Origin of the sequence: Myxococcus sp. MISCRS1 (assembly GCF_026626605.1) — a bacterium.
In the GTDB taxonomy this organism is placed as follows: domain Bacteria; phylum Myxococcota; class Myxococcia; order Myxococcales; family Myxococcaceae; genus Myxococcus; species Myxococcus fulvus.
In genome coordinates this window covers 6,566,358-6,588,777 of the sequence record NZ_JAPNKB010000001.1, presented here as the reverse complement: position 1 = coordinate 6,588,777, position 22,420 = coordinate 6,566,358, and the positions used below count along the sequence as shown (strand labels likewise).

Below are 22,420 nucleotides of genomic sequence, written 5' to 3'. Positions count from 1 at the left end.
GAGCAGCCGGCCACGAGGAAGTGGAGCAGGTCCGCGTCGCGCCCTATCTCTTGAGCGAGGCCCAGGTGTCTTCGTGGAGTCGAGCGTGAGCGGGACATGGAGTCAGGAGTCGAGTCGATTGCCCATCATGGCGCGCGAGGCCGCGGAGGCTCCCGGGGTCGCCCGGCTCCAGCTGGCACGGAGCGAGGACATGTTCGTGGCGCTGGGGGAGCGGCTGCGGCGCCAGCCTCCTCGCTTCGTCGTCACCTGCGCGCGGGGCAGCTCGGACCACGCGGCGGTCTACGGGAAGTACCTCATCGAGACGACGCTCGGCCGCGCGGTGGCCTCGGTGGGCCCCAGCGTGGCGTCCATCTACGGCGCGCACGCGCTGGACCTGCGCGACTCGCTCTTCATCGCCGTCTCGCAGTCCGGGCAGAGCCCCGACCTGCTGCGGCTGACGGAGGCGGCGAAGGCCTCGGGCGCGCTCGTCGTGGGGTTCGTCAATGACGCCTCCGCGCCGCTCGGCGCCTTGTGTGACGTGAGCATCCCCCTGGACGCGGGCCCCGAGCGCGCCGTCGCCGCGACCAAGTCGTATCTGCTCTCCGGCCTCGCGTTCCTGCGGCTGGCGGCGCACTGGTCCGCAAGCCCCGCGCTGCACGAGGCCGTCGCCGCGCTCCCGGAGGCCCTCGCCTCGGCGTGCGCGCTCGACTGGTGGCCCGCGCTGCAGACGCTCGTCGACGCGCAGAGCCTGTATGTCGTCGGCCGGGGCAGCGGCCTGGGCGCGGCGCTCGAGCTGGCGCTGAAGCTCAAGGAGACCTGCCGCCTGCACGCCGAGGCCTTCAGCGCGGCCGAGGTGGCCCACGGCCCGCTCGGCCTGGTGCAGCCGGGCTTCCCCGTCATCGCGCTGGGACAGGAGGACGGCTCCGCCGAGGGCACGCGCGCGGTGGTGCGCCGGATGATGGAGCTGGGCGCGGAGGTGCGCACGGTGCTCCCCGTCCCCGGCGCCGCGACGCTGCCCACCGTTCCTGGTGTTCCCCTGGCGATTGCGCCACTGTGCCAGGTGCAGAGCTTCTACCTGGCGGTCCACCGGCTCGCCACGGCGCGCGGGCTGGACCCGGATGCCCCCGCGAACCTTCGCAAGGTGACGGAGACGGTGTGACCAGACACATCCTCACGGGCTCGCGCGTGTTCACCGGCGAGCGCATCCTCGAGAGCCACTCGGTGGTGCTCGACGCCGGACGCGTCGCCGCCGTGGTGCCGCGCCACGAGGCGCCCGTGGGGCTCTCCACCCGCGAGCTGCCCGCAGACACCCTGCTCGCCCCCGGCTTCATCGACCTCCAGGTGAACGGCGCGGGCGGGGTGCTGTTCAACGACTCGCCCACGGTCGACGCGGCGCTCACCATCGCGTCCACGCTGCGCCGCTCGGGCACCACGAGCCTGCTGCCCACGTTCATCACCGATGCACCCGAGCGCACGCGGCTCGCCTGTGACGCCGCGGCGCGCGCGCTGGAGCAGCCCGGGAGCGGCGTGCTCGGCGTCCACCTGGAAGGCCCGTTCATCAGCCCCGAGCGCCCGGGTGTCCATGCGCCGCACCACATCCGTCAGCCCGGAGCCGAGGACCTCGTGTCCCTCGTCGCGCTCAGCGGGCGACTGGTTCGGGCTGGGGGCAGGCTGTTGATGACGCTCGCGCCGGAGCGCGTGGAGGACCTGTTCCTCCAGAAGCTCAGCGCATCGGGCGCGGTGTTGTTCGCGGGCCACACGGCGGCGAGCTACGAGCGGACCGTGCAATCACTTGCGTCGGGTGTGCGCGGCTTCACGCACCTGTTCAACGCGATGCCTCCGGTGCAGGGGCGACAGCCCGGCCCCGTGGTCGCGGGCTTCGAGTCCGATGACGCGTGGTGCGGCGTCATCGTGGACGGCGTCCACGTGCACCCGGCGAACCTGCGCCAGCTCCTGAAGGCCAAGCCTCGCGGCAAGGTCTTCCTCGTCACGGACGCGATGCCTCCCGTGGGCACGCAGGAGACGACCTTCACGCTGTATGGACAGAGCATCCTGCGGCGCGACGGACGGCTGGTCACGGAGGACGGCACGCTGGCCGGCGCGGACATCGACCTGGCGTCGGCGGTGCGCAACACCGTTCGACTCCTGGGCGTGCCTCTCGAGGAGGCGCTGCGCATGGCCTCGCTCTACCCCGCCCGGTTGCTCGGTCTGGAGTCGCAGCTGGGCGGGCTCGCGCCTGGCCAACGCGCGAACCTCGCGCTGCTGCGTGACGACGTCAGCGTGCTCGCCACCTGGGTGGATGGAAACGAACAGTGGCACTGAGCAGGTGACGCTCGCGTCACTTCCGGTGGCCGCGTGTTCTTCCACTCACACCATTCATTGCGTGAGGCTTTGACCCGGAAAATCCGGTCCACGCCTCCTTCCTGGAAACGAGTTCCCGAGCGGTTACGGACTCGCGTCCAACGAAGCGAGGAGAGCAAGCATGCGTCGCAGCAAGTGGTTCATTGGACTGATGGTCTCGGCCCTGTCCGCGAGCGGGTGCGGAGAGGTCTCCCCGTCACACGGCGAGGGCCAGGGCAGTGTGATGCGCGCGCCGCTCGTCGCCGAGTGGGCGGCGGGCGTCGCCTACGCGACGGGCGCGCAGGTCACCTACGGTGGACGGCTCTATCAATGCCGTCAGGCGCACACCTCGCAGGCGGACTGGACGCCCGTGGCGGTGGCCGCGCTGTGGCTGGATTTGGGACCCGCGGGCGGCGGGGACACCACCGCGCCCACCGTCACGCTGAACGCCAGCTCGACGAACGTCACCGCGCCGGGGACGCTGACCCTCACCGCCACGGCGACGGACAACGTGGGCGTGGACCGCGTGGAGATTCTCGAGAACGGCACCGTGGTCTCCACGAGCCTGAGCTACTCGCGCAACTTCTCCAGCTCCGCGCAGAACGGCTCGTACACGTACACCTTCCGCGCCTTCGACCAGGCCGGCAACGTGGGCACGCGGCAGGTCACCGTGCAGGTGGCCATCTCCGTCCCCGGTGACACCACCGCGCCCACCGTCACGCTGAACGCCAGCTCGACGAACATCACCGCGGCGGGGACGCTGACCCTCAGCGCCACCGCGACGGACAACGTGGGCGTGGACCGGGTGGAGATTTTGGAGAACGGCGCCGTGGTGTCCACGGCGCTGAGCTACTCGCGGACCTTCTCCGGCCCGGCGCAGAACGGCTCGTACTCGTACACGCTGCGGGCGTACGACCAGGCCGGCAACGTGGGCACGAAGCAGGTCACCGTGCAGGTCGCGATTCCGGGACAGCCGGGTGGCGGCAAGCGCATCGTGGGCTACTTCACCCAGTGGGGCATCTACTCGCGCAATTACCAGGTCGCGAACATCCCCGCGGCGAAGCTGACGCACATCAACTACGCCTTCTCGAACATCTCGGCGGACGGGCGGTGCGTCCTCGGTGACTCGTTCGCGGACATCGACAAGGGCGGCGGCTGGCCGGGCGAGTGGAACCCGGGTGCGCTGCGCGGCAACTTCCGCGCGTTCCAGGAGCTGAAGAAGACGCAGTCGCACCTGAAGGTGCTCATCTCGGTGGGCGGCTGGACGTGGTCGACGTACTTCTCGCAGGTGGCGGCGACGCAGGCCTCGCGGGCCGCGTTCGTGAAGTCCTGCATCGACCTGTTCATCAAGGGCCAGTACCCCGGCGTGGACCCGGCGAACGGCGTGGGTGTGTTCGACGGCATCGACATCGACTGGGAGTACCCGGTGGGTGGCGGCCTGCCGGGCAACACCAACAGCCCCGCGGACAAGCAGAACTACACGCTGCTGATGGCCGAGTTCCGCAACCAGCTCAACGCGGTGACGGCGCAGACGGGCAAGCCGTACCTGCTCACCATCGCCACGGGCGCGTCGCCGGACCTGCTGACGAACAAGCAGGAGACGAAGAACCTGTCCAACATCCTCGATTGGATCAACGTGATGAGCTACGACTACCACGGCTCATTCGAGAGCACGGTGAACTTCCACTCGGCGCTCTACCGCGTGACGGGCGACCCGGCGGCGGGGACGGGCTTCTACACGGACGGCTCGGTGGCGAAGATGCTCGAGCTGGGCGTGGCGCCGGACAAGATTGTCGTGGGCGTCCCGTTCTACGGCCGAGGCTGGGGCGGCGTGCCGAACGTGAACAACGGCCTGTTCCAGAGCGGCGTGCCCACCAAGGGCACGTGGGATGACGGCCAGTCGGGCCTGACGGGCGTGTTCGACTACAAGGACATCAAGGCCAACTACGAGCGCGCGGGCTCGGGCTACACCAAGTTCACCCACCCCGAGGCGAAGGAGGCCTACGTCTACAGCCCGACGACGAAGGTGTGGATTGCGTACGACGACCCGTCCACGCTGAACGCGAAGTCGGACTACATCCTGAACAAGAACCTGGGCGGCGCGATGTTCTGGGAGCTGAGCGGCGACGACGGCACGCTGCTCGACACGCTGTACCAGCGACTGCGCTGAAGCCGGTGAAGCACGGGGGGCGGAGCCTGGGTCTCGGCTCCGCCTCCGCGTGCAACCGCGCCCATGCGGGCGGTCTGGCTTCGCGGGAGATGTCCCTCGACCCGCTTGCTCCGCGCCACCACGCCTCGTGTTAGATGGCGCCTGCGAGAAGGCGTCTCGCCAGACAAAGGGGCGTATGAAAAGCAGAGCGATGCCGAGGGGGCTCGTGGTCGCAGTCGTGAGTGGTTGGCTGCTGGCTGCTTGTGGGGGAAGTGGGAACGGAACACCTGATGGCTCGACGCAGACGGACTCCGGGACGGATTCCGGTACGCCGGTGCCAGACTCGGGCACTCCGGACGCGGGAGCACCCGACGCGGGCCTCGCGGACGCGGGGACACCCGACTCGGGCACACCCGACTCGGGGACACCTGACGCGGGCACCCCGGATGCTGGGACTCCGGAGGACACCACGCCTCCCGACGCGCCGACGCTCGTGGGGACCACGCCCGTCTCCCCCGCCAATGACAACGCTCCTCGCATCCTGGCCAGGACCGAGCCCGGCGCGCGCGTGCGCCTCTACACCGTCGCGGGCTGCTCCGGCGCCATCGCCGGCGAGGGCACCGCGGACACCACGGGCCAGGTCTCCATCCCCGTGACGGTGTCCGACGACGCGTGGGTCTCCTTCCACGGGCTGGCCATCGACCTGGCCGGGAACGTCTCCGCGTGCTCGTCCCAGGGAGTGAACTACCGCGAGGACAGCACGCCGCCGACACTCTCGAACCTCCGGCTGTCGCCCTCGGCGGTCGCCAACGACAACGCCCCGCGCCTCATCGGCAGCACGGAGTCGGCGGCCACCGCCCGGCTCTACCTGGACGAGACCTGCTCCGGGACACCGGTCGACACCCAGGTGGCGGACGCGGCCGGCACGTTCTCGCTCCGCATGTCCGTCGCGGACGACAGCGTCACGGGCACGTACGTGTCCACCACCGATGCGGCGGGCAACACCTCGGCCTGCACCGTGGGCCCCGTGTACCGCGAGGACAGCACGCCGCCCGCGACGCCAGCTCTCGCCACCACCCCCGTCAGCCCCGCCAACCACAACGCGCCGGTCCTCCATGTCACCACCGAGCCGGGAGCCCAGGTGCGCGTCTTCGCGGGCGCGACGTGTGTGGGAGGAGCGCTCGCCTCGCGGACCGCCGACCATCAGGGTCTGGCCACCCTGCCACTCGCCGTGGGCGACAACAGCACGTCGAGCTACGTGGCCCAGGCGACGGACTCGGTCGGGAACGTCTCGGCCTGCTCCGCGGCGCTGACCTTCGTGGAGGACAGCACGGCACCCTCGGAGCTGGCCGCCACGGTGATGGATGGTCTCACCGGACCGGAGCTCGCCTATCAGAACAGCACCACACACGCGGCGGCGCGCTGGTCCGGCTTCAGCGACGCGGTGGGCATCCAGCGCTACGAGCTCGCCGTGACGTCCACCCCGGCGTGCCCCGGCAACGCGAGCAGCATCCAGGATGTCGGCGCCACGTCGTCCGCGGAGCTCACGGTGCTCACCCTGGCCGAGCAGCGCTATTACAGCTGCGTGCGCGCGGTGGACGCGGCCGGGAACACGTCGGGCTGGAAGAGGTCGGATGGGTTCATCGTGGACGTCACGCCGCCGCGCGTGGTGTCCGCCACGCCCGCCGCGTCCTCGGCCACGGCCGCTCCCTGGACCGTCATCGAGGTGTCGTTCAGCGAGACGACGCTCGACACCACCAGCGTGACACCGGCCTCGTTCCAGCTCACGGCGGACGGCAAGGCGTTGACCGGAAGCGCGGTGACCTGCGCGGCGGGCAAGTGCACGCTCACGCTGAAGCCGGGGCCGGCGTTCGGCGCGCAGGTGGGCGTGGTCCTCGACGGGGTGAAGGACCTCGCTGGCAACGCGATGACCTCTTCACACAGCTGGGGCTACTCGGTCCGCGCGGCCCAGTGGAGCGCCCCCCAGGTCCTCTCGAGCAACCCGAGCGACCACGCGACCGCCGCGGTGCTCACGATGGACGCCTCTGGTGTGGCGACGTCCCTGTACGTCAACGACGGGCTCCGCGCGCGACGACACAAGCCAGGCGCGGCCTGGGAGACGGACCAGGCCGTGGGCGCGGGGAGCCTCTCCACGTCACTTCCCAACCCGGCCGCGCTCACGACCCTGTCCGACGGCACCCCGCTCGCCGTCGTGGAGGCGTGGCCGGAGGGGAGCTCCAGCATCCGCAGGGCCTACAGTGTCCTCGCCTCGGGCGCCGACAGCAGCGTCCAGAGCTGGAGCGTGCCGCAGGTGCTCGGCGAGAACACGGGGCGCAATGCGGTGGCCACCCGCCTGGCGGCGGCGCCCAACCAGGCGGCCCTCGCCTCCTGGGTCGAGGAGAGCTCCACGCAGACCTTCCTGTGGGTACAGCCGTACGCCGGGAGCTCGGGCTGGGGAACGCCAGTCCTCGTGCGCACCATGGACAACGCGACCTGGTCCTATCTGTGGGACGGACATGATGTCGGAGTGGACTCGCGTGGCAACGGGGTGCTGGTCTGGTCCGAGCCCACCGGCCCGCTCCAGTACTCGCGCCAGGGCTTCTGGAGCTGGAGCGCGCCGACGCGTGGCGCAAGCATCGGAGGCCGCTATCCGCAAATCGCCCTGAGCGCGGATGGGACGGGCTTCGCCGTCTGGATTCGCACGTACCTCGGCGTGAACCAGCTGTACGCGAACTCCTTCCATGTCAACTCCGGCTTCGACGACCAGTCGGTAACCCTCCACACGCAGGGAACGTCCCTTGGAGAGCCAACGGTGGCCGCGGATGCGGCCGGCAATACATTCGTCGTCTGGAGTCAGTCGGACGCCAGCTCCGACGCGGGGCTGTGGTGTGCTCGTTACGTGAAGGGCTCTGGCTGGCAGCCGGCCCAACTGCTCGCATCGGACTACGGCGGGGGCAATGACCTCCACGTCTCCCCCTCGGGCTCGGCCATGGTCGTCTATGGCGTCGACGAGGGAGCGGCCACGGCCGTCTGGGCTCGACGCTTCGTGCCGGGTACGGGCTGGACCGCCCCCCAGCGGCTCGATTTCGCCACCGTGAAGGGCTACCTCGGCTCTCTCGAGGTGGCCACCAGCCCACTCGGAGGCGCGGCCGTCATCTGGACGCGGCGGGACACGGGCGCGGGCATCAACTCCCTGGTCTCGGCCGTCTTCGAGTAGGCGGCGTCCGTGGATTGCCTCCGGCCCCTGGGACTGCTGGGGCCGGAGGTGAAGAGCGAGCGGCTCACCGCAGACGGCGGCACGCCGCGGTCTTCACCGCGAGGTACACACGGGCGCCCGTGCTCACGCCCAGCTCGCGCACGGAGGCCTCGGTGAGCCGCACCACCCAGCGCACGCCTTCGACGTCCACGGTGGCTGCGGCCTCTCCTGCTCCCGCGCTCTCCACACCCACCACCGTGCCCGCGAGCACGTTGCGAGCGGACACTCCGGACAGCACGCCCATGGAGAGCAGGATGTCGCTCGCCGGCACCGCGTAGGCCGCTCGCGCGCCCACCGCCAGCTCCGGCGCGTCCGGCACCCAGAGCCCCAAGCCCTGCGTCACCCGCAGGCGCGTGCCGCCCTCGTCGGGACGCTCCAACACGCCCTCGAGGATGTTCTCCTCACCCTCCGCCTCCGACGCCAGCAGCCCCCGCGCCGACGCTCCCAACACCTGGGACGCCGGCCCCGCCGCACGCACGCGCCCTTCGTCCAGGAGCACCGCCTCCTTCGCCAATACCCGCGCCTCACCCAGTTGGTGCGTCACGTACAACATCGGCACCCGCGCCTCGTCGCGAACGCGCAGCAGATACGGCAGCACCCGCTCCTTCAGCGTCACGTCCAGCGCGGCCAACGGCTCATCGAGCAGCAACAACGCCGGGTCCGTCGCCAACGCTCGCGCCAAGGCCACGCGTTGCTTCTCGCCTCCCGACAGCGTCGCCGGATAGCGATGCAGCAACGGCCCCAGCTCGAGCAACCCCACCGCCTCGTCGAAGCGCGACGGCCTCCCCTTCCGCGCGCCGTAACGCACGTTCTCTTCCGCCGTGAGGTGCGGGAACAACAGCGCGTCCTGCGGCACGTAGCCCATGCGCCGCGCCTCCGGCGGCACCTCCACGCGCGCCCCACTGTCCAACAGCACGCGCCCACCCACGACGACGCGCCCTCGCGCACCGGACCGCAGCCCCGCCAGCACCTCCAACAACGACGTCTTCCCCGAACCCGAGCGCCCCAGCACCGCCACCGACGCGCCCTCCAGCCGCGCGTCCACCTCCAACACGAAGCGCGCCAGCGGCAATCGAACCGAGAGGTCCAGGCTCACGCGCGCACCCGCCGTCCCCGCCACCGTGTCAGCCCTTCCGTGGCGTACACCGCGACGAACGCCAGCAGCGCCGCGATGCCCGCCAATCGCAGCGCCTGGGCGTCCTGCCCCAACTGCGTGTACTGGAAGATGGCCAGCGACAACGTCTGCGTCCGCCCCGGGATGTTCCCCGCCACCAACACCGTCGCGCCGAACTCGCCGAGCGCTCGCGAGAACGCCAGCAGCGCCCCCACCACCACCCCGCGCCACGCCAGCGGCAACGTCACCCGGAAGAACGCTCGCGCCCGCGAGTCCCCCAACGTGCGCGCCACCGCCACCAGCCGAGGGTCCACCTCCTCGAACCCCGAGCGCGCCGAGCGCACGAGCAACGGGAACGCCATCACCGCGCTCGCCAGCACCACCGCCCCCGGCGTGAACACCACCTCCACGCCCATCGCGTCCAACACGCGCCCCAGCGGCCCCTCGCGCCCGAGCAGCTCCAACAACACCAACCCCACCGCCGTCGGCGGCAGCACCAGCGGCAGCGCCAGCACCGTGTCCACCACGCCCCGCCCCGGCCCTCGCCAGCGCGACAACGCGTAGGCCACCGCGACGCCCGGCGGAAGGATGACCAGCGTGGCCACCGCCGCCACCGTCACCGTGAACCCCACCAACCCCACCGTGTCGGCTGTCACCGCGCCTTCGTCCCCGCGTCGGCCGAAAGCACGACGAAGCCATGGCGCTGGAAGGCCGCTCGCGCGGGCTCCGTCTGGAGGAACTTCACGAAGGCGACGCCGACCTCCGGCGCCTTGCCCTTCACCAGCGCCGCCACCGGATAGACGATGCGCGGCGCATCCGACGACGGCACCTCGAACGCCACCCGCACCTTCTTCGACTGCGCCGCGTCCGTCGCGTACACCACCCCCGCCTCCACCCGCCCCGCCTCCACCGCCGCCAACGCACCCCGCACGTCCAACGCCGGCACCACCTTCCCCTCCACGTCCTTCCACACCCCGACCTTCTCCAACCACGCCTTCGCGTACACCCCCGCGGGCACGATGCCCGGGTCCGCCAGCACCAGCCGCTTCAGCCCCTTCAGGTCCTCCGCCCTGCCCGGCGCCACCTTCGCGCCCACCGGCACCACCACCACCAGCCGGTTCGACAGCAGCTCCACCCGCGAGCCACGCCGCACCAGGCCCGCCGCCTGCACGGCCTCCATCCGAGCCACGTCCGCCGACAGGAACGCATCCGCCGGCGCGCCCGCCATCGCCTGGCGGGCCAAATCTCCCGACGAGCCCAGCGCCAGCACCACCGTGTGGCCCGTGGCCTTCGTGAAGGCCGGCCGCAGCTCCTCGAGCACGTCCGTGGTGCTGGCCGCCGCGAAGACGAGCCCCTCCTCCGCCCGCGCCAACAAGGACACGAGGAACAGGGACGTCACGTACAGCCGAAACATGGTACGCACTCCTGCACGCTCCTCTCACCACCGTCGGCGAAGGAGCGCATTGTCCGCACGGCAGCCCACGCCGTGACAACGGGTTGACCCGTGGGGCCATGCCCGCTAAGCCATACTCCGTGTCCCGGAATATCCATTCTAAAGAGGATGAGGACCTGTCGGCGGACGTGCTGAGGCTCCAGCACCTGCTGCTCGCCATGGGCCGGCGCCGTTCGCTCCGCGACCCCATCGCCGCCACGTGCGAGCAGCTCCAGTTCACCGCGCCCCAGGTCCATGCGCTGCTGTGGCTCGGCCAGGACGGCGCGCTCACGATGGGTGAGCTCGCCCGCCGGCTGGGGGTCACCGAGAAGACCGTCACGGGGCTCGTCGACCGGCTGGAGCGCGAGGGACACCTGGTGCGCGAGCGCACCGCCGAGGACCGCCGCGTCGTGCGCTGTCGGCTCACCACCGATGGCCTGCAGACCTACCAGCGGCTCGAGCGCTTCGTGATGCAGGGCATGGGGCAGTTGCTCCACATCCTCGACGCGGGCGACCGCAAGGCACTCTTCCGCATCCTGGAGAAGCTCCTGCGCCGCATGGACACGCTGGGTGCGGCCGCGGCCACGCCCTCCCGCGAGCGCTCGGCCTGATGTCCCCCGAGCGGGCGAGCAACACCCGCTCTTGCGTGCCGCCAGCAGCGAGGCGCCCCAACTCACTCCCGTGACGTCGCGTGGGCCCGAGGGAGGAACGTGATGAAGGGATGCAGAAGCACGGGAGTCCTGGCCCTGGTCCTGATGCTGTCGGCCTGCCGACGCGGCCAGGAGGAGGCGCCCGCTCCTCCGCCTGCCTCCACCGGGTCCCCGAGCGCTGAGTCCGCGCCCGCGAAGCAGGTCATGCCGCCGGACATGAACGCGGCGCTCGCGTCCGTCGCGCCGCTGGTCGCGTCGGTGCAGCCCGCGGTCGTCAAGGTGGAGGTGCGGGACGCGGCGCCCACCCGTCGCTCGCGTCCGGGCTCGCCGTGGGGTGACGAGGGACGGGGTGGGACGTTCGGTGGCGCGCTCCCGTTCGGCTCACCCTTCGAGGACCCTCGTGAAGAGGGGCCACGCCAGGGCCTCGGCTCCGGCTTCGTGGTGGATGCGCGTGGGCTGGTGCTCACCAACAACCACGTGGTGCAGGGCGCCAGGTCCATCCAGGTGCACTTCTCCGACGGGCGACAGCAGGACGCGAAGGTCGTGGGCACGGACCCGCTCACGGACGTGGCGGTGCTCCAGCTCCAGGGGAAGGTGGAGAAGCTGCCCGTGGTGAAGCTGGGCGACTCGGACGCGCTGCGCGTGGGTGACTGGGTGGTGGCCATCGGCAATCCCTTCGGCCTGGACTCGAGCGTCAGCCTGGGCATCGTCTCCGCCAAGGCGCGCGACATCCAGGCAGGCCCCTTCGACGACTTCCTCCAGACGGACGCCGCCATCAACCCGGGCAACTCCGGCGGGCCGCTGTTCAACCTCCAGGGCGAGGTGGTGGGCATCAACACCGCCATCGCGGGCCAGGGCTCCGGCATCGGCTTCGCCGTGCCCAGCACGCTGGTGAAGCAGCTGCTGCCCCAGTTGGAGAAGGAGGGCACCGTCACCCGGGGATGGCTGGGCGTGGCGGTTCAGGACGTGACGCCGGATCTGGGCGCCGCGCTGGGGGTGCCGGTGCGCGATGGCGCGCTCGTCACCGATGTGACCCAGGGCACTCCGGCGGCTGAGGCGGGGCTGCGTCCGGATGACCTCATCGTCGAGGCGGGGGGACGGCCCATCGCCTCGGGACGCGCGCTCACGCGCACCGTGGCGCTGAAGGCGCCGGGCAGCACGCTGCCGCTCACCGTGTATCGCGATGGGAAGAAGACCGAGGTGAACGTGACGCTGGGCACCCGGCCGGACCTGGAGGGCGTGGCCGCGCGACGTCCCGCCGAGGAGCCCGAGGCACCGGCGCATCAACGCGTGGGGCTCACGCTGTCGGACATGGACCCGAGGCTGGCGCGGGCGCAGGAGCTGCCTCGCGCGGGCGCGCTGGTGACGGACGTCGTCCCGGGCTCCAGCGCCGAGCGCGCGGGACTGGTGCCCGGCATGGTGGTGGTGGAGGCGTCGGGTCGGGCCGTGCGCCGCGCCTCGGATTTGGCGCAGGCCCTGCGCGAGGCCGAGCCCGGTGAGTCCGTGCTGCTGCGCGTGGCGATGCCTGGCGGCGACAGCGTGCTGCGCGCGCTCAAGGCGCCGGAGTCGTGACGTCCGCGGGCGCTCGCGCGAGCAGCACGCGTGGGTGCAGCAGCAGGGCGAGGGCCTCGCGCATCGTCCAGTAGCAGCGGTCCACCCAGCTCAGGTTGCGCTCCGTCTGGAGCGCGGGGCTGGTGAGCACCTCGAAGCCGTTGAGTCGGAAGTACTGCCGCGCGCGCAGCAGGTGATACGGGTCCGACACCACCACCACGCGCCGCGCCCCCAGCTCTCGCAGCAGGGCCGACGTCAGGCGCGCGTTGTCGTCGGTGGAGTGACTCTCCTCCTCCAGCACGCACGCCCCCGGGGGCACGCCCAGTCGGGTCGCCAGCGCCAGCATCGCGCGTGCCTCCGAGGGAGGATGCACGCCCACGCCTCCGGAGAACACGAGCCTCGACGCCACGCCGCGCTGGTACAGCGACACGGCCTGCTCCGTGCGTGCTCTCAGCGCACCGGAAGGGACACCGCCCGCCAGCACCCGCGCGCCCAGCACCACCACCGCATCCGAGGACTCGGCGCGCTCGCGCTGACCGAAGCGGTCCACCCAGAACGCGAGGCCGAACACACCACACGTCGCCACGCCGATGGACACGACGAGCAGCCGGCGGAGACGACCAGGACGGGAGCGCAGCGAAGCGGGAGGCACGCACCCCACACTATCCGCGAGACGACGCGTTTACCTCAGGGCTCGAAGCCACCGAGGAACAACTCCCACGCGCCCGCCAGCCGACCCGTGCCCAGGTCCACCGGCCCCAGCTGCGTGCCCAACACCGCGCCCGGCCCCTTCGTCGACAGCGACACGAAGTCCCTCACCGCGTCCGCGTCACCGAGCGCCTCCCGGGGAAAGCCTCGCGCCCACTGCACCACCCCATCCACGCGGTCCAGCTTCACCAGGAACAGGTTCATGCGGCTCTCCGCCACCCCCGCCATGGGGCCCGTGCCCAGGTCATCGCCCTCCTCGTATCGGCCGACGACGAGCGCCCCCTCCTGCTCGTCCAACGCGAGCCCCGTCCCCATGAAACCGAAGTCACGCAGCCAGCGAGGCGCACCCTCCGGGTCGAACGCCGCCACGAAACCCCTGCCGCCTCCAGGCTCCACCGCGCAGGTCCGCTCCAAAAACGTGAGCGGCGCGGTGAAGCCTCCCGTCACCAGCACCCGCTGCCCCCGCACCGCCACGCTCGTGGCCCGGCCCGAGCGCGTGTCGAGCCGCCGCTCCCACCGCGCCCGCCCTCGCGCATCCAGCTTCACCAGGAACGGCTGCGAGTCCAGGGCCCCACGCACACGCGAAGCCTGGAGCGCCCCCGCGACGTAGACCTGCCCCTCCGCGTCCACCGCCGCTGACACCGCCTCGCCCTGCCCTTCGTGCACATACGTCCAGAGCAGCGCGCCCTTCGCGTCCAGCTTCACCGCGGCGGGAACCCGACCCCGCTTCGCATCAAACACAGAGCCCACCAGCACCAGGTTGCCCAACCCATCCACGTCCGCATGCCGAGGAACCAGCGTGTCCGGCACCCCGAGCGCCTCCAGGCTCCGCGCCCGGATGAACACACCGTCACGTCCCAGCTCCAACAGGAACCGACCCGCCGGCAACGGCCCGCCTCCCAGGTCCGCCCCCGCCACGTTGCGCCCCACCACGAAGACGCGCCCGCGAGCGCTCACCGCGAGCACCTCCGCGAACCCGGGCAACGACAGCGACCACTGTCGCTCACCCCCCGTGCCGTAGCGCGCCACCGCGAAGGTCTCCGGTGTCACCGGCCCCGTGCGAGGGTTGAGCAGCGGACCGAAGAAGTCCGCCACCGCGGCGTCCGAGTTGAGCGCCACCACCACCTCGCCCCGCGCGTCGTGCGCGAGCCCCGCGGCCGACTCGCGCCCCGGGCCCGTCAACGGCCGCACCCACCGTGTCGCGCCCGTCGGACGCGGGCCCCGGGTGACACGCTCGACGCTGGAGCTTTTCTCCGCGGCCGTCAGCTCATGCCGCTCGCAGGACAGGGCGAGCACCACCACCACCCAGCCCACCCTCCAGCCCCGTCCACCATGAAGCATTGCGTCGTGCCCCAACCCACCTGCGTAGGCCCATGAAATTCCGAGGAAGCGTCGGGCAGGGTGGGGACCGCCAGCTGTCCGGTCGAGGGGCCCCCGGGTGCGAGATGACGAACCGCATCTGGACGTGGGCCCCGCGCGTGGGCTCCAATCCGTCGGGTGATGACCCAGGATGAAGTGGCGAAGGTGCTCTCGGACGTGGAGCTGGTGCCGTGCGCGGAGATGGCGCTGGCGGACGCGCGACGTCTGGTGGACGCATGTCTCGAAGCGGACGTCCCGGCGCTGGTGCACCGCGAGGCGTGCGCGAAGCCTGGATGCAGCCCGAAGTTCCAGGTGCTGGTGCGCCCCGAGGACGGCGTGCGCGTGGCTACGCTGCTTCAGCAGCGCTGGATGGACAGCATCCAACGCGAGGGCGTGCTGGCGGAGGGCGCCGCGCCCTTCGTGCTGCCCGCGTCCGAGGAGGGCGAGCCCCCCTGTCCCGCCTGCGGCACCGTCGCCCCCCTGGTGGAGGGGGCGTGCGCCGACTGTGGTCTTCAGCTCGAGTAGCAACCGGGCAGCGCCTGCGGCGCGAGCCCGAGCACCCTAACCTTCCCGGAGATGACCGGGACGGACTCCCCGAGCGCGGCCCCGCGCGGGGCAGCAGTGGAGGCACACGGATGGAAGTCAAAGGCGTGGCGTTCCTGGCACGACAGCAGATGGCGGTGCAGGCGCACGGTGAGCAGGCGTGGCGGGACTTCCTGACGGACATCAAGAGACGCGAGCCCGTCTTCTCCATGCCCATCCTCCCGGTGACGCGCATCCCGGTGGATGCGTTCCTCCGCTTCAACGAGGAGATGGTCCAGCGCTTCTACGGCGGGGACCAGGGCGTGTGGTGGCAGTTCGGCGTGAAGTCCGCCGAGTACGCGCTGGGGCAGGGGCAGCTCAAGGCGATGTTCAGCCCCGGCGACTTCCGCCGCTTCCTCTTCTTCACGCCCGGCATCTGGAAGGGCTACTTCACCGAGGGCGAGATGGAGGTGCTGCCGGGTCAGGGCTACACGGACCTGCACATCTTCAAGGTGCCCAAGCCGCACGTGTACTTCGAGCTGTCGGTGATGGGCTTCGCGGCGGGCGGCCTGACGTTCCTGGGCGCGAAGAACCTGAAGCACGAGGTGCTCAAGGGCTTCTCGCGCAAGGACTCCGAGGTGGTCTACCGCTTCAACGTGAGCTGAGCGCGGCGTCCGCCTCGGCGGTGGAATCGGGCACGTCCAGGCGCAGGTCCGCCACCACCGGGTAGTGGTCGGACGCGTCCACGCGCAGCACGCGGCTGGCCACGGGCGTGAAGGCGTCACAGGCCAGCACGTAGTCGATGCGCAGCGTGGGCAGGAACAGGGGCATGGGGTAGGTGCCCCGTGCTCCGCCCGTGGCGGCGACGACGTCCTTCATCTGCCGGCGCAAGAGCCGCAGCGGGTTCGAGTCCGGGTCGTCGTTGAGGTCCCCCATGAGCAGGTGGGGACGCGTGTCGCGGGCGAGCAGGTTCGCCACGAACGCGCTCTGGCGCAGGCGCGCGCGGGCGTTGAAGGGCCGGCGGATGAGGTGCGTGAGGTAGACGCTCACCTCGCGGCCATCCACGTCCATCACCGCGTGGGCGAGCGTGCGCGGCTCGGCGCCCACCGGATTGGGCAGCGGGTATTGCGCGAGCGCCTCGAGCGGGAAGCGGGACAAGAGCGCGATGCCGTACGCGCCGCCGTGGAGGTCCGTGGTGCGGAAGTGCGCGCGGTGGGGCAGGCCAGTGAGGCGCGCGAGGGCTTCCACCTGGTCCACACCGCCGGCGCGGGCGGAGCCGACGTCGACCTCCTGGAGCGCGACGACATCCGGCACGGAGGCGCGGATGACGCGGGCCACGCCGTCGAGGCCGCGGGCGCCGGACTGGATGTTGAAGGTCATCACCCGCAGCGTCCCCGGCTCGCGGTGCACGGCGGCCACGGGGACTTCGGGGGGGAGCAGACCGGGGCCGGTCGCACACGCGAGCGGCCCCAGCATGAGCAGCATGGGGAGGAGGCGGAGGTGCATGGGGCGAAGGCGCGATGCTACGTCGCGCCGTCGTCCGTTGTCGCCTCGCCCTCCGGGGCCTGTCCGATGGGCAGGCGGGCGGGCTACTCGTCGCGGCGGCGCAGACGCGCGCCGAGCAGCATCAGCGCCGCGCCGAGCAGGGGCGCGCCGCCAGCGGCGGTGCAGCCACCGCCGTCGTCCTCGCCGCCACCGTTGTTGCCGCCGCCGTCGCCGACCTTGATCTTGACCTGGGTGGCGGCGGACGCGTCACCAGTGTCCTCGCCGTTGCCGTTGGTGGAGTTGCCGGCGCCGAACAGGGTGAGGGTGGTGCCGGTGGACGGGGCGACGAGGGTGAAGGCGAAGCGCACCGAGCCGTCGGTGAAGGCCTTGGGCTGGGAGTGGGTCAGCTCACCGGAGAGCTTCTTGGAGTCGGAGCCGCCGGCGGTGAGGGTGGCCTCTCCGTCCACGGCGACGTTGTAGCCACCGCGCACGCCGGGGCCGCCGGTGATGATGAGGGTGTAGTTGCCCGTCTGGCCCGGGTTGAGCGTCGTGGGGCCGTCGATGGTCACCGTGGGCGCGGTGCCCGAGCGCGAGTGGCAGCCGGAGGAGCAGGTCTGCCCGCTCTTGCCGCTGTAGTTGCTCTGGCCCGTGGCGTAGGCGAAGGCAGAGCCGGAGACGAGGCACGCGGCCAGGGTGGCGGCGACCTTGAGGGACGGAAGGAACGACTGCATGAAGCCTCCAGGTTGAGGAACCCGAGAAGGAAGGGGGAAGACTTCATACCGCGACGCGCCAACGCTTCCCAGCACTCGCCCGGGCGGGTCCGCGTGACGGTTTCGTCGAGGGTTTCGCTCTGGCGCGAGGACTCCAGTCACTCGGTATCAGAGGTCCCGGTTGACACCTCGAAAGGGGTGCGGCGTTCTGTCCTGGGCGCACGTCACGGGTGATACGGATACCGCTCCACGCGCCCATCGGGAGACACGGCGTACAGCTCGAACCAATCGGTCTCGAGTGAGACACCGGGGCCGAAGCCAGGGCACCTGTCCACGCGCCGGTTGACCCGGACGAAGTACCAGCCGTCCTTCTGGGTGATGAGGACATCGAGGGCACGGGGAGAGAAGACACAGGAGCGTCCCGCGTCCTTCGCGAAGCGTTGTTTCAGGACCTGCTCCAACACGGCGTGCGCGGCCAGGACGGCGGGGCCATCGAGCGTGGCCAGAGGAGCCAGTTCCTCCTGGGGCCAGGGGATGCGCACGCCGGCTGAAGGTCCCGCGTCCCGAGGGCCCGCGTCCACCTGGGACACGGGTGGTCCGGAAGAAGCGACACCCGCATCGCGCGCGCCCACCCCACCCGGCGCCGGAAGGGCACCGCCTTGCGCCAGCCAGGTGGCGAGCAGGAGGTAGATCTGTGGCTTCGGCATGGAGCACCTCTATGGACGCGATGGAGGGTTCGAGCGTTTCATTCAAAGAGGTCTAGACCGACCCATAGAAACAGGGCGTCTTCCTTACGAGAATGTCACTCCCCTACGCGATAATTGCCAAGCGGAGCAACAAGCAGCCCCTCGCAACTACCCACGCATCGTGAAACCCAAACCACCAACAACCCTCGCCACGGCCTATGCTGACCAGACTCTCCCTAGAAAACATCAGGACATTCAGAGACAAAGAGTGGGAGTTCCCCCTCAAGCCAATAACAATTCTCTGCGGCACCAACAGCGCAGGAAAGTCAACAATAATCAAATCCCTCCTTCTACTTCAACAAAGTCAAGCAGTCCATGAGACTGACCTATCCAGTCCCAGCAAATTGCGCTTTGCCGGACCTCTAGTCGACATGGGCAGCTACAAGTCCCTCGTCTCCGACAACGACACCACAAAAGACATCACCATATCCATCGAATTCAGCGGCACCATCCCAGGCCCATTCATAGAAGGACTTGGCGACGTCAAAACCACAGAAAACAGTCCCCACCCCTATAAACTCAACTCGAAATTCACCTTCACACCACCCCCAACCTCAAGACAAGAACAGGGGGGCGAACAAAACACGAACAACGGGAATCTTCACACTGCCGAATTCAACTTATTTCTAACACCACAGACTTCAATTCCTTGGCGCATCGAGCCTTCAGGAAAAGGCTCCTCACCAACAGATCTCACCCACATAATCCACATACCCACACTGGTCACCAAACAGAGTGGCATCCAGTCCATTGTCGAACTAGGCGAATCTGCCGACAAAAAGAACAACATAACCCAGGTCATCCTCAAAGGACTAATCCCTGGAGGAATGACCGCACAAATCCGCGAACCTCCCAACAACAAGCGAACCACGCGACCACGAGAATCCTCGCGTCTCGTGCAAGTCCCCCTCCCAAGCGTAATAAATCGCACACTATATGATCTGCGACAAAAGCTTGCCGCCATCCACTACATAGGTCCATTAAGAGCTCCGGCCAAACGCTACTACGTCGCAAACCTCGAATCGCCTCCAGGGCTCGATTCAAGCGGCGAGTTTTTACCCTATGTCCTACGCGAAAACGCCAACACAGCCATAACCACAGCATTGCCTCAGGACTGGACAGTACTCCAAACATCACTAACCGCGGCGCTCAATCACTGGCTTCAATATCTCCGCACCGGAGAAACCACCATTCATCCAGCCGAACACGAGATCCGTGTCTCCCACCTAAAGGGCGTACTCGTCGAATTTGAACTCAAAGCCCCACAAGGAGACAGCCGCCACTCACTTGCAGACTCGGGATTCGGGTACTCTCAAATTCTCCCTATAATCGTACGCGGACTCCTAGCTCCCGTAGGAAGCACCCTCATAATCGAACAACCCGAGCTGCATCTCAATCCAGCTCTTCAAACAAGACTAGCGGCCTTCTTTGTTGCAATGATGAAATCCGGAAAACAGGTCATACTAGAGACCCACAGCGAACACATCGTCAATTCCATTAGACTCCACGCCGCCGAAGAAGCCTCCAATCATATTGCAGCCAGTTCCTCAATATACTTCCTCGACAATCAGGCAAGCACCCCAGTTATCCACGATCTATCCATTCAAAATGATGGCACAGTTCCTCGATGGCCTCGTCACTTCTTTGGGGAGGCATTAACCCTAAGCGCACGACTGCTCGCAGCACAGCGTCGTAAGCGCACTACGACGGAGGCCTAAGCACATGCCTCCCCTTCTTCTCCCATCTCCGACTATTATAGATCAGAGTTTTCCTCGAAGCGAAAGCGAACTAGTCTCGATAGCAACCTCACTAGCCAGCATCCTAGACCTCTCAGACAAAGGAGACTGCGGTCTTTTGTCCACTCAGTCCCTTCGTGATTTTGTCGAGTTTTTCGACTGGAACAGGACTGAGCCATATCCACTCCTAAGTGAAATCTATCGATTCTTAAGCCTCCTTCTACTTCAACCCTCCGAACAATTATTCACCTTTAGCTCAACCAATATTCAAGAAGCCTCTCTCCATCCACTGCCAAACTCATGCAGTCGGGCAGGCTTTTCATCGGATTGGTCGCGAGAGGTCGGTGCGATCCTGAGGGCACACAACAACCAAGCGCAACCCACCAAGCCCTGTATAGGCATTGCTTGCGCACTGGCGTTCTCAAACCAACCAAAGGACGGCTACGCAGATGAAGACACTTCTGCCTGCGAGCCCTTTCCTTTAGTGGGACCAAGCGATCTAGAGACTCTCGACGACATATACGACTGGGATATTCCCTCAGACATTCATCAAAAGGAGGTGAGCTTTACCTTGGCGCACAAGAACATTTTCGCCATCGGAGCTACCGAGGTCTCCCCGCCAAAAGGCTCCAGCCACTATATTGTGAAATTCAAGCACAGTCGCACTTGGCCTCTGGATCGCAACACGGACCCGGTCCCTATCCGTTTTCTCAATCAGCTAAAACCCATCACAGGCTATCCTCTTGGCGTAATAAAGACAGCATTACTTACGGGAGAGATCCCTCCCAAACATATTCGGATTCGCGAAATCACCTGTTCGTAAATTATCTACTGTTCACGCTCCCGCAGGCATGCCTCTCGAACAAGCGCTAATAATGACTCTTCAGTTCGAAAATGCGACGGAGGGAGCCTCGGGACAGGGACCTGGAGCAATGGCCAGACCGTCCTCGCCATCCTGCTTTGGCAGTTCGGAGTGCAGGTAGTAGCGACGTCCTCCCGCGTATCCGGGAGTGCCCCCGAGCAACAGCAGGTAGGCGAGCACACCACACCACGTCCCCCAACTCACCAAGACCTCCCTCAAACAGGACCCTCACATCCGGTGGGCCGTGCCCGTCAGGGTGACACACGGGGGAGGTCCGGAGCGACGGGGCCGTTGATTTCTGGGTGGCCCCATCGTAGGCAACCGTCCTCTTTCCACGACTTTAGAAGGGTGCTCCGCACATGGCCGAGAAGCTCACGCCCCGCGAGAAGGGCTTTTCCGAGTGGTACGTCGACGTGGTCCAGAAGGCGAAGCTCGCCGACTACTCGGACGTGAAGGGCTGCATGGTCATCCGGCCCAACGGCTACGCCATCTGGGAGAACATGCAGCGCGTCCTGGACAAGATGTTCAAGGACCTGGGCCACAAGAACGCCTACTTCCCGCTGCTCATCCCCGAGAGCTACCTCAAGAAGGAGGCCGAGCACGTCGAGGGCTTCAACCCCCAGCTCGCCGTCGTCACCCACGCGGGCGGCGCCAAGCTCGAGGAGCCCTACGTCATCCGGCCCACCTCCGAGACCATCATCAACCGCAGCTTCGCCAAGTGGATCCAGAGCTACCGCGACCTCCCCCTGCTGCTCAACCAGTGGGCCAACGTCATGCGCTGGGAGATGCGCACCCGCCTGTTCCTGCGCACCACCGAGTTCCTCTGGCAGGAAGGCCACACCTGTCATGAGACCGAGGAGGACGCGGAGAAGGAGACCCTCCAGATGCTGGAGGTCTACCGGACCTTCGCCGAGGACTACATGGCCATGCCCGTCATGACGGGCCGCAAGTCCGAGTCCGAGCGCTTCGCCGGCGCCCTGCGCACCTACAGCATCGAAGCCATGATGCAGGACAAGAAGGCCCTGCAGGCCGGCACCAGCCACAACCTGGGCCAGAACTTCGCCAAGGCCTTCGAGACCAAGTTCCAGGGCCGCGACGGCCGCGAGCACTTCGTCTGGCAGACGTCCTGGGGCGTCTCCACGCGCCTCATCGGCGGCCTCATCATGACCCACTCGGATGACTCGGGTCTCATCGTCCCGCCGAAGCTCGCCTCCAACCACGTCGTCATCATCCCCATCTTCGGCAAGGCCACCGACGCGGAGAAGGCCCAGGTCCTGGAGAAGAGCCACGGACTCGCCGCCGACCTGCGCAAGGCGGGCCTGGGCGTCGTGGTGGACGACGACGACAGCAAGGGCCCGGGCTTCAAGTACTTCGAGCACGAGCTCACCGGCACCTGCGTGCGCATCGAAATCGGGCCCAAGGACCTGGCCAAGGGCACCTGCGTCATGGTGCGCCGCGACCTGAAGGTGAAGGAGTTCATCCCGCTCGGCGAGGCCGCCGCCAAGGCCCAGTCCATGCTGGACAGCATGCAGAAGGACCTGTTCCAGAAGGCCAAGGACTTCCGCGAGGCGCACACCTTCGAGGTCAACTCCTACGAGGAGATGAAGGAGAAGGCGGACGCGGGCTTCCTGCTCGCCCACTGGAACCTGGACCCCAAGGTGGAGGCGCGCATCAAGGAGGAGACCGGCCTGACCACGCGCAACCGGCCCTTCGCCCTCAAGCAGGAGCCGGGCAAGTGCATCGTCACCGGTGAGGACTCGCCGGGCCGCATCGTGTTCTCCAAGGCGTACTGAGCCGTCCCTTGTAGACACCGAGGGCCGT

Annotated in this window: 18 protein-coding genes; 10 read left to right on the top strand and 8 right to left on the bottom strand. The window is 68.3% G+C overall.

The features are described from left to right. Window positions 1–85: 85 nt before the first annotated feature. The 4 genes from OWM54_RS26250 (at window position 86) to OWM54_RS26235 (ending at window position 7,685) form a co-directional block, all read left to right on the top strand. Entirely contained in the window at window positions 86–1,138 is a 1,053-nt protein-coding gene (locus OWM54_RS26250) for an SIS domain-containing protein (RefSeq protein WP_267699271.1), read from the top strand. Continuing rightward, a complete protein-coding gene (nagA, locus tag OWM54_RS26245) occupies window positions 1,135–2,301 on the top strand; it encodes an N-acetylglucosamine-6-phosphate deacetylase (protein WP_267699270.1) in 1,167 nt (388 codons plus the stop codon). The genes OWM54_RS26250 and nagA overlap by 4 nt, the downstream gene beginning before the upstream one ends. A 160-nt stretch (window positions 2,302–2,461) precedes the next feature. Further along, complete coding sequence (locus OWM54_RS26240; protein WP_223782731.1) at window positions 2,462–4,489, top strand: glycosyl hydrolase family 18 protein; 2,028 nt, start codon at window positions 2,462–2,464, stop codon at window positions 4,487–4,489. Between the two features lie 313 nt (window positions 4,490–4,802). Continuing rightward, window positions 4,803–7,685 (top strand): Ig-like domain-containing protein, encoded by a 2,883-nt coding sequence (locus tag OWM54_RS26235; RefSeq protein WP_267699269.1) that lies wholly within the window; start codon window positions 4,803–4,805, stop codon window positions 7,683–7,685. Window positions 7,686–7,749: 64 nt separating this feature from the next. On the opposite strand, the gene modC is transcribed toward OWM54_RS26235, so the two are convergent. The 3 genes from modC to modA are packed head-to-tail and all read right to left on the bottom strand — an operon-like array spanning window position 7,750 to window position 10,252. Further along, window positions 7,750–8,820, bottom strand: a complete 1,071-nt coding sequence (gene modC, locus OWM54_RS26230) for a molybdenum ABC transporter ATP-binding protein (protein ID WP_267699268.1) — start codon at window positions 8,818–8,820, stop codon at window positions 7,750–7,752. Further along, on the bottom strand, window positions 8,817–9,494 hold the full coding sequence (modB, locus tag OWM54_RS26225) for a molybdate ABC transporter permease subunit (RefSeq protein WP_074953716.1): 678 nt from the start codon (window positions 9,492–9,494) through the stop codon (window positions 8,817–8,819). Before modB ends, modC begins: the two co-directional genes overlap by 4 nt. Beyond that, on the bottom strand, window positions 9,491–10,252 hold the full coding sequence (gene modA / locus OWM54_RS26220) for a molybdate ABC transporter substrate-binding protein (protein WP_223782732.1): 762 nt from the start codon (window positions 10,250–10,252) through the stop codon (window positions 9,491–9,493). Before modA ends, modB begins: the two co-directional genes overlap by 4 nt. Before the next feature lie 119 nt (window positions 10,253–10,371). On the opposite strand from modA, the gene OWM54_RS26215 reads away from it, so the two are divergent. Both OWM54_RS26215 and OWM54_RS26210 read left to right on the top strand, forming a co-directional pair. Then, on the top strand, window positions 10,372–10,881 hold the full coding sequence (locus tag OWM54_RS26215) for a MarR family winged helix-turn-helix transcriptional regulator (RefSeq protein WP_141333126.1): 510 nt from the start codon (window positions 10,372–10,374) through the stop codon (window positions 10,879–10,881). Between the two features lie 102 nt (window positions 10,882–10,983). After that, window positions 10,984–12,492 (top strand): trypsin-like peptidase domain-containing protein, encoded by a 1,509-nt coding sequence (locus OWM54_RS26210; protein WP_267699266.1) that lies wholly within the window; start codon window positions 10,984–10,986, stop codon window positions 12,490–12,492. Here OWM54_RS26210 and OWM54_RS26205 read toward each other — a convergent pair. Together OWM54_RS26205 and OWM54_RS26200 are read right to left on the bottom strand one after the other, a co-directional pair. Beyond that, window positions 12,473–13,123, bottom strand: coding sequence for a YdcF family protein (locus tag OWM54_RS26205; protein WP_267699265.1), 651 nt, complete (start codon window positions 13,121–13,123; stop codon window positions 12,473–12,475). The genes OWM54_RS26210 and OWM54_RS26205 overlap by 20 nt on opposite strands. Before the next feature lie 35 nt (window positions 13,124–13,158). Further along, window positions 13,159–14,520: a hypothetical protein gene (locus OWM54_RS26200; RefSeq protein WP_267699264.1), complete on the bottom strand. Its 1,362-nt coding sequence runs from the start codon at window positions 14,518–14,520 to the stop codon at window positions 13,159–13,161. 159 nt (window positions 14,521–14,679) lie between these two features. Between OWM54_RS26200 and OWM54_RS26195 the strand changes: the two genes are divergently transcribed. Beyond that, window positions 14,680–15,063, top strand: coding sequence for a hypothetical protein (locus OWM54_RS26195; protein ID WP_046716463.1), 384 nt, complete (start codon window positions 14,680–14,682; stop codon window positions 15,061–15,063). A gap of 110 nt (window positions 15,064–15,173) precedes the next feature. Beyond that, complete coding sequence (locus OWM54_RS26190) at window positions 15,174–15,725, top strand: hypothetical protein (RefSeq protein ID WP_267699263.1); 552 nt, start codon at window positions 15,174–15,176, stop codon at window positions 15,723–15,725. On the opposite strand, the gene OWM54_RS26185 is transcribed toward OWM54_RS26190, so the two are convergent. The 3 genes from OWM54_RS26185 to OWM54_RS26175 form a co-directional block, all read right to left on the bottom strand. Next, entirely contained in the window at window positions 15,712–16,566 is an 855-nt protein-coding gene (locus OWM54_RS26185) for an endonuclease/exonuclease/phosphatase family protein (RefSeq protein WP_267699262.1), read from the bottom strand. The genes OWM54_RS26190 and OWM54_RS26185 overlap by 14 nt on opposite strands. Window positions 16,567–16,649: 83 nt before the next feature. Further along, window positions 16,650–17,276, bottom strand: coding sequence for an MXAN_6652 family MXYO-CTERM-anchored protein (locus tag OWM54_RS26180; protein ID WP_267699261.1), 627 nt, complete (start codon window positions 17,274–17,276; stop codon window positions 16,650–16,652). A 203-nt stretch (window positions 17,277–17,479) separates the two neighbouring features. Further along, window positions 17,480–17,962, bottom strand: a complete 483-nt coding sequence (locus tag OWM54_RS26175) for a hypothetical protein (protein WP_267699260.1) — start codon at window positions 17,960–17,962, stop codon at window positions 17,480–17,482. 197 nt (window positions 17,963–18,159) lie between these two features. Here OWM54_RS26175 and OWM54_RS26170 point away from each other — a divergent pair, with 197 nt between their 5' ends. Further along, complete coding sequence (locus tag OWM54_RS26170; RefSeq protein ID WP_267699259.1) at window positions 18,160–19,719, top strand: AAA family ATPase; 1,560 nt, start codon at window positions 18,160–18,162, stop codon at window positions 19,717–19,719. Between the two features lie 1,239 nt (window positions 19,720–20,958). Continuing rightward, the gene (proS, locus tag OWM54_RS26165) at window positions 20,959–22,392 is read left to right on the top strand and encodes a proline--tRNA ligase (RefSeq protein ID WP_223750730.1); all 1,434 of its coding nucleotides are present in this window, start codon (window positions 20,959–20,961) and stop codon (window positions 22,390–22,392) included. Window positions 22,393–22,420 lie beyond the last annotated feature (28 nt).

Coding starts and splice junctions, on each gene's coding strand:
- OWM54_RS26175 (WP_267699260.1), bottom strand. CDS start 17,962: ATGCCGAAGCCACAGATCTACCTCCTGCTCGCCACCTGGCTGGCGCAA.
- OWM54_RS26180 (WP_267699261.1), bottom strand. CDS start 17,276: ATGCAGTCGTTCCTTCCGTCCCTCAAGGTCGCCGCCACCCTGGCCGCG.
- OWM54_RS26185 (WP_267699262.1), bottom strand. CDS start 16,566: ATGCACCTCCGCCTCCTCCCCATGCTGCTCATGCTGGGGCCGCTCGCG.
- OWM54_RS26240 (WP_223782731.1), top strand. CDS start 2,462: ATGCGTCGCAGCAAGTGGTTCATTGGACTGATGGTCTCGGCCCTGTCC.
- OWM54_RS26195 (WP_046716463.1), top strand. CDS start 14,680: ATGACCCAGGATGAAGTGGCGAAGGTGCTCTCGGACGTGGAGCTGGTG.
- OWM54_RS26170 (WP_267699259.1), top strand. CDS start 18,160: ATGCTGACCAGACTCTCCCTAGAAAACATCAGGACATTCAGAGACAAA.
- OWM54_RS26190 (WP_267699263.1), top strand. CDS start 15,174: ATGGAAGTCAAAGGCGTGGCGTTCCTGGCACGACAGCAGATGGCGGTG.
- proS (WP_223750730.1), top strand. CDS start 20,959: ATGGCCGAGAAGCTCACGCCCCGCGAGAAGGGCTTTTCCGAGTGGTAC.
- modA (WP_223782732.1), bottom strand. CDS start 10,252: ATGTTTCGGCTGTACGTGACGTCCCTGTTCCTCGTGTCCTTGTTGGCG.
- OWM54_RS26210 (WP_267699266.1), top strand. CDS start 10,984: ATGAAGGGATGCAGAAGCACGGGAGTCCTGGCCCTGGTCCTGATGCTG.
- OWM54_RS26200 (WP_267699264.1), bottom strand. CDS start 14,520: ATGCTTCATGGTGGACGGGGCTGGAGGGTGGGCTGGGTGGTGGTGGTG.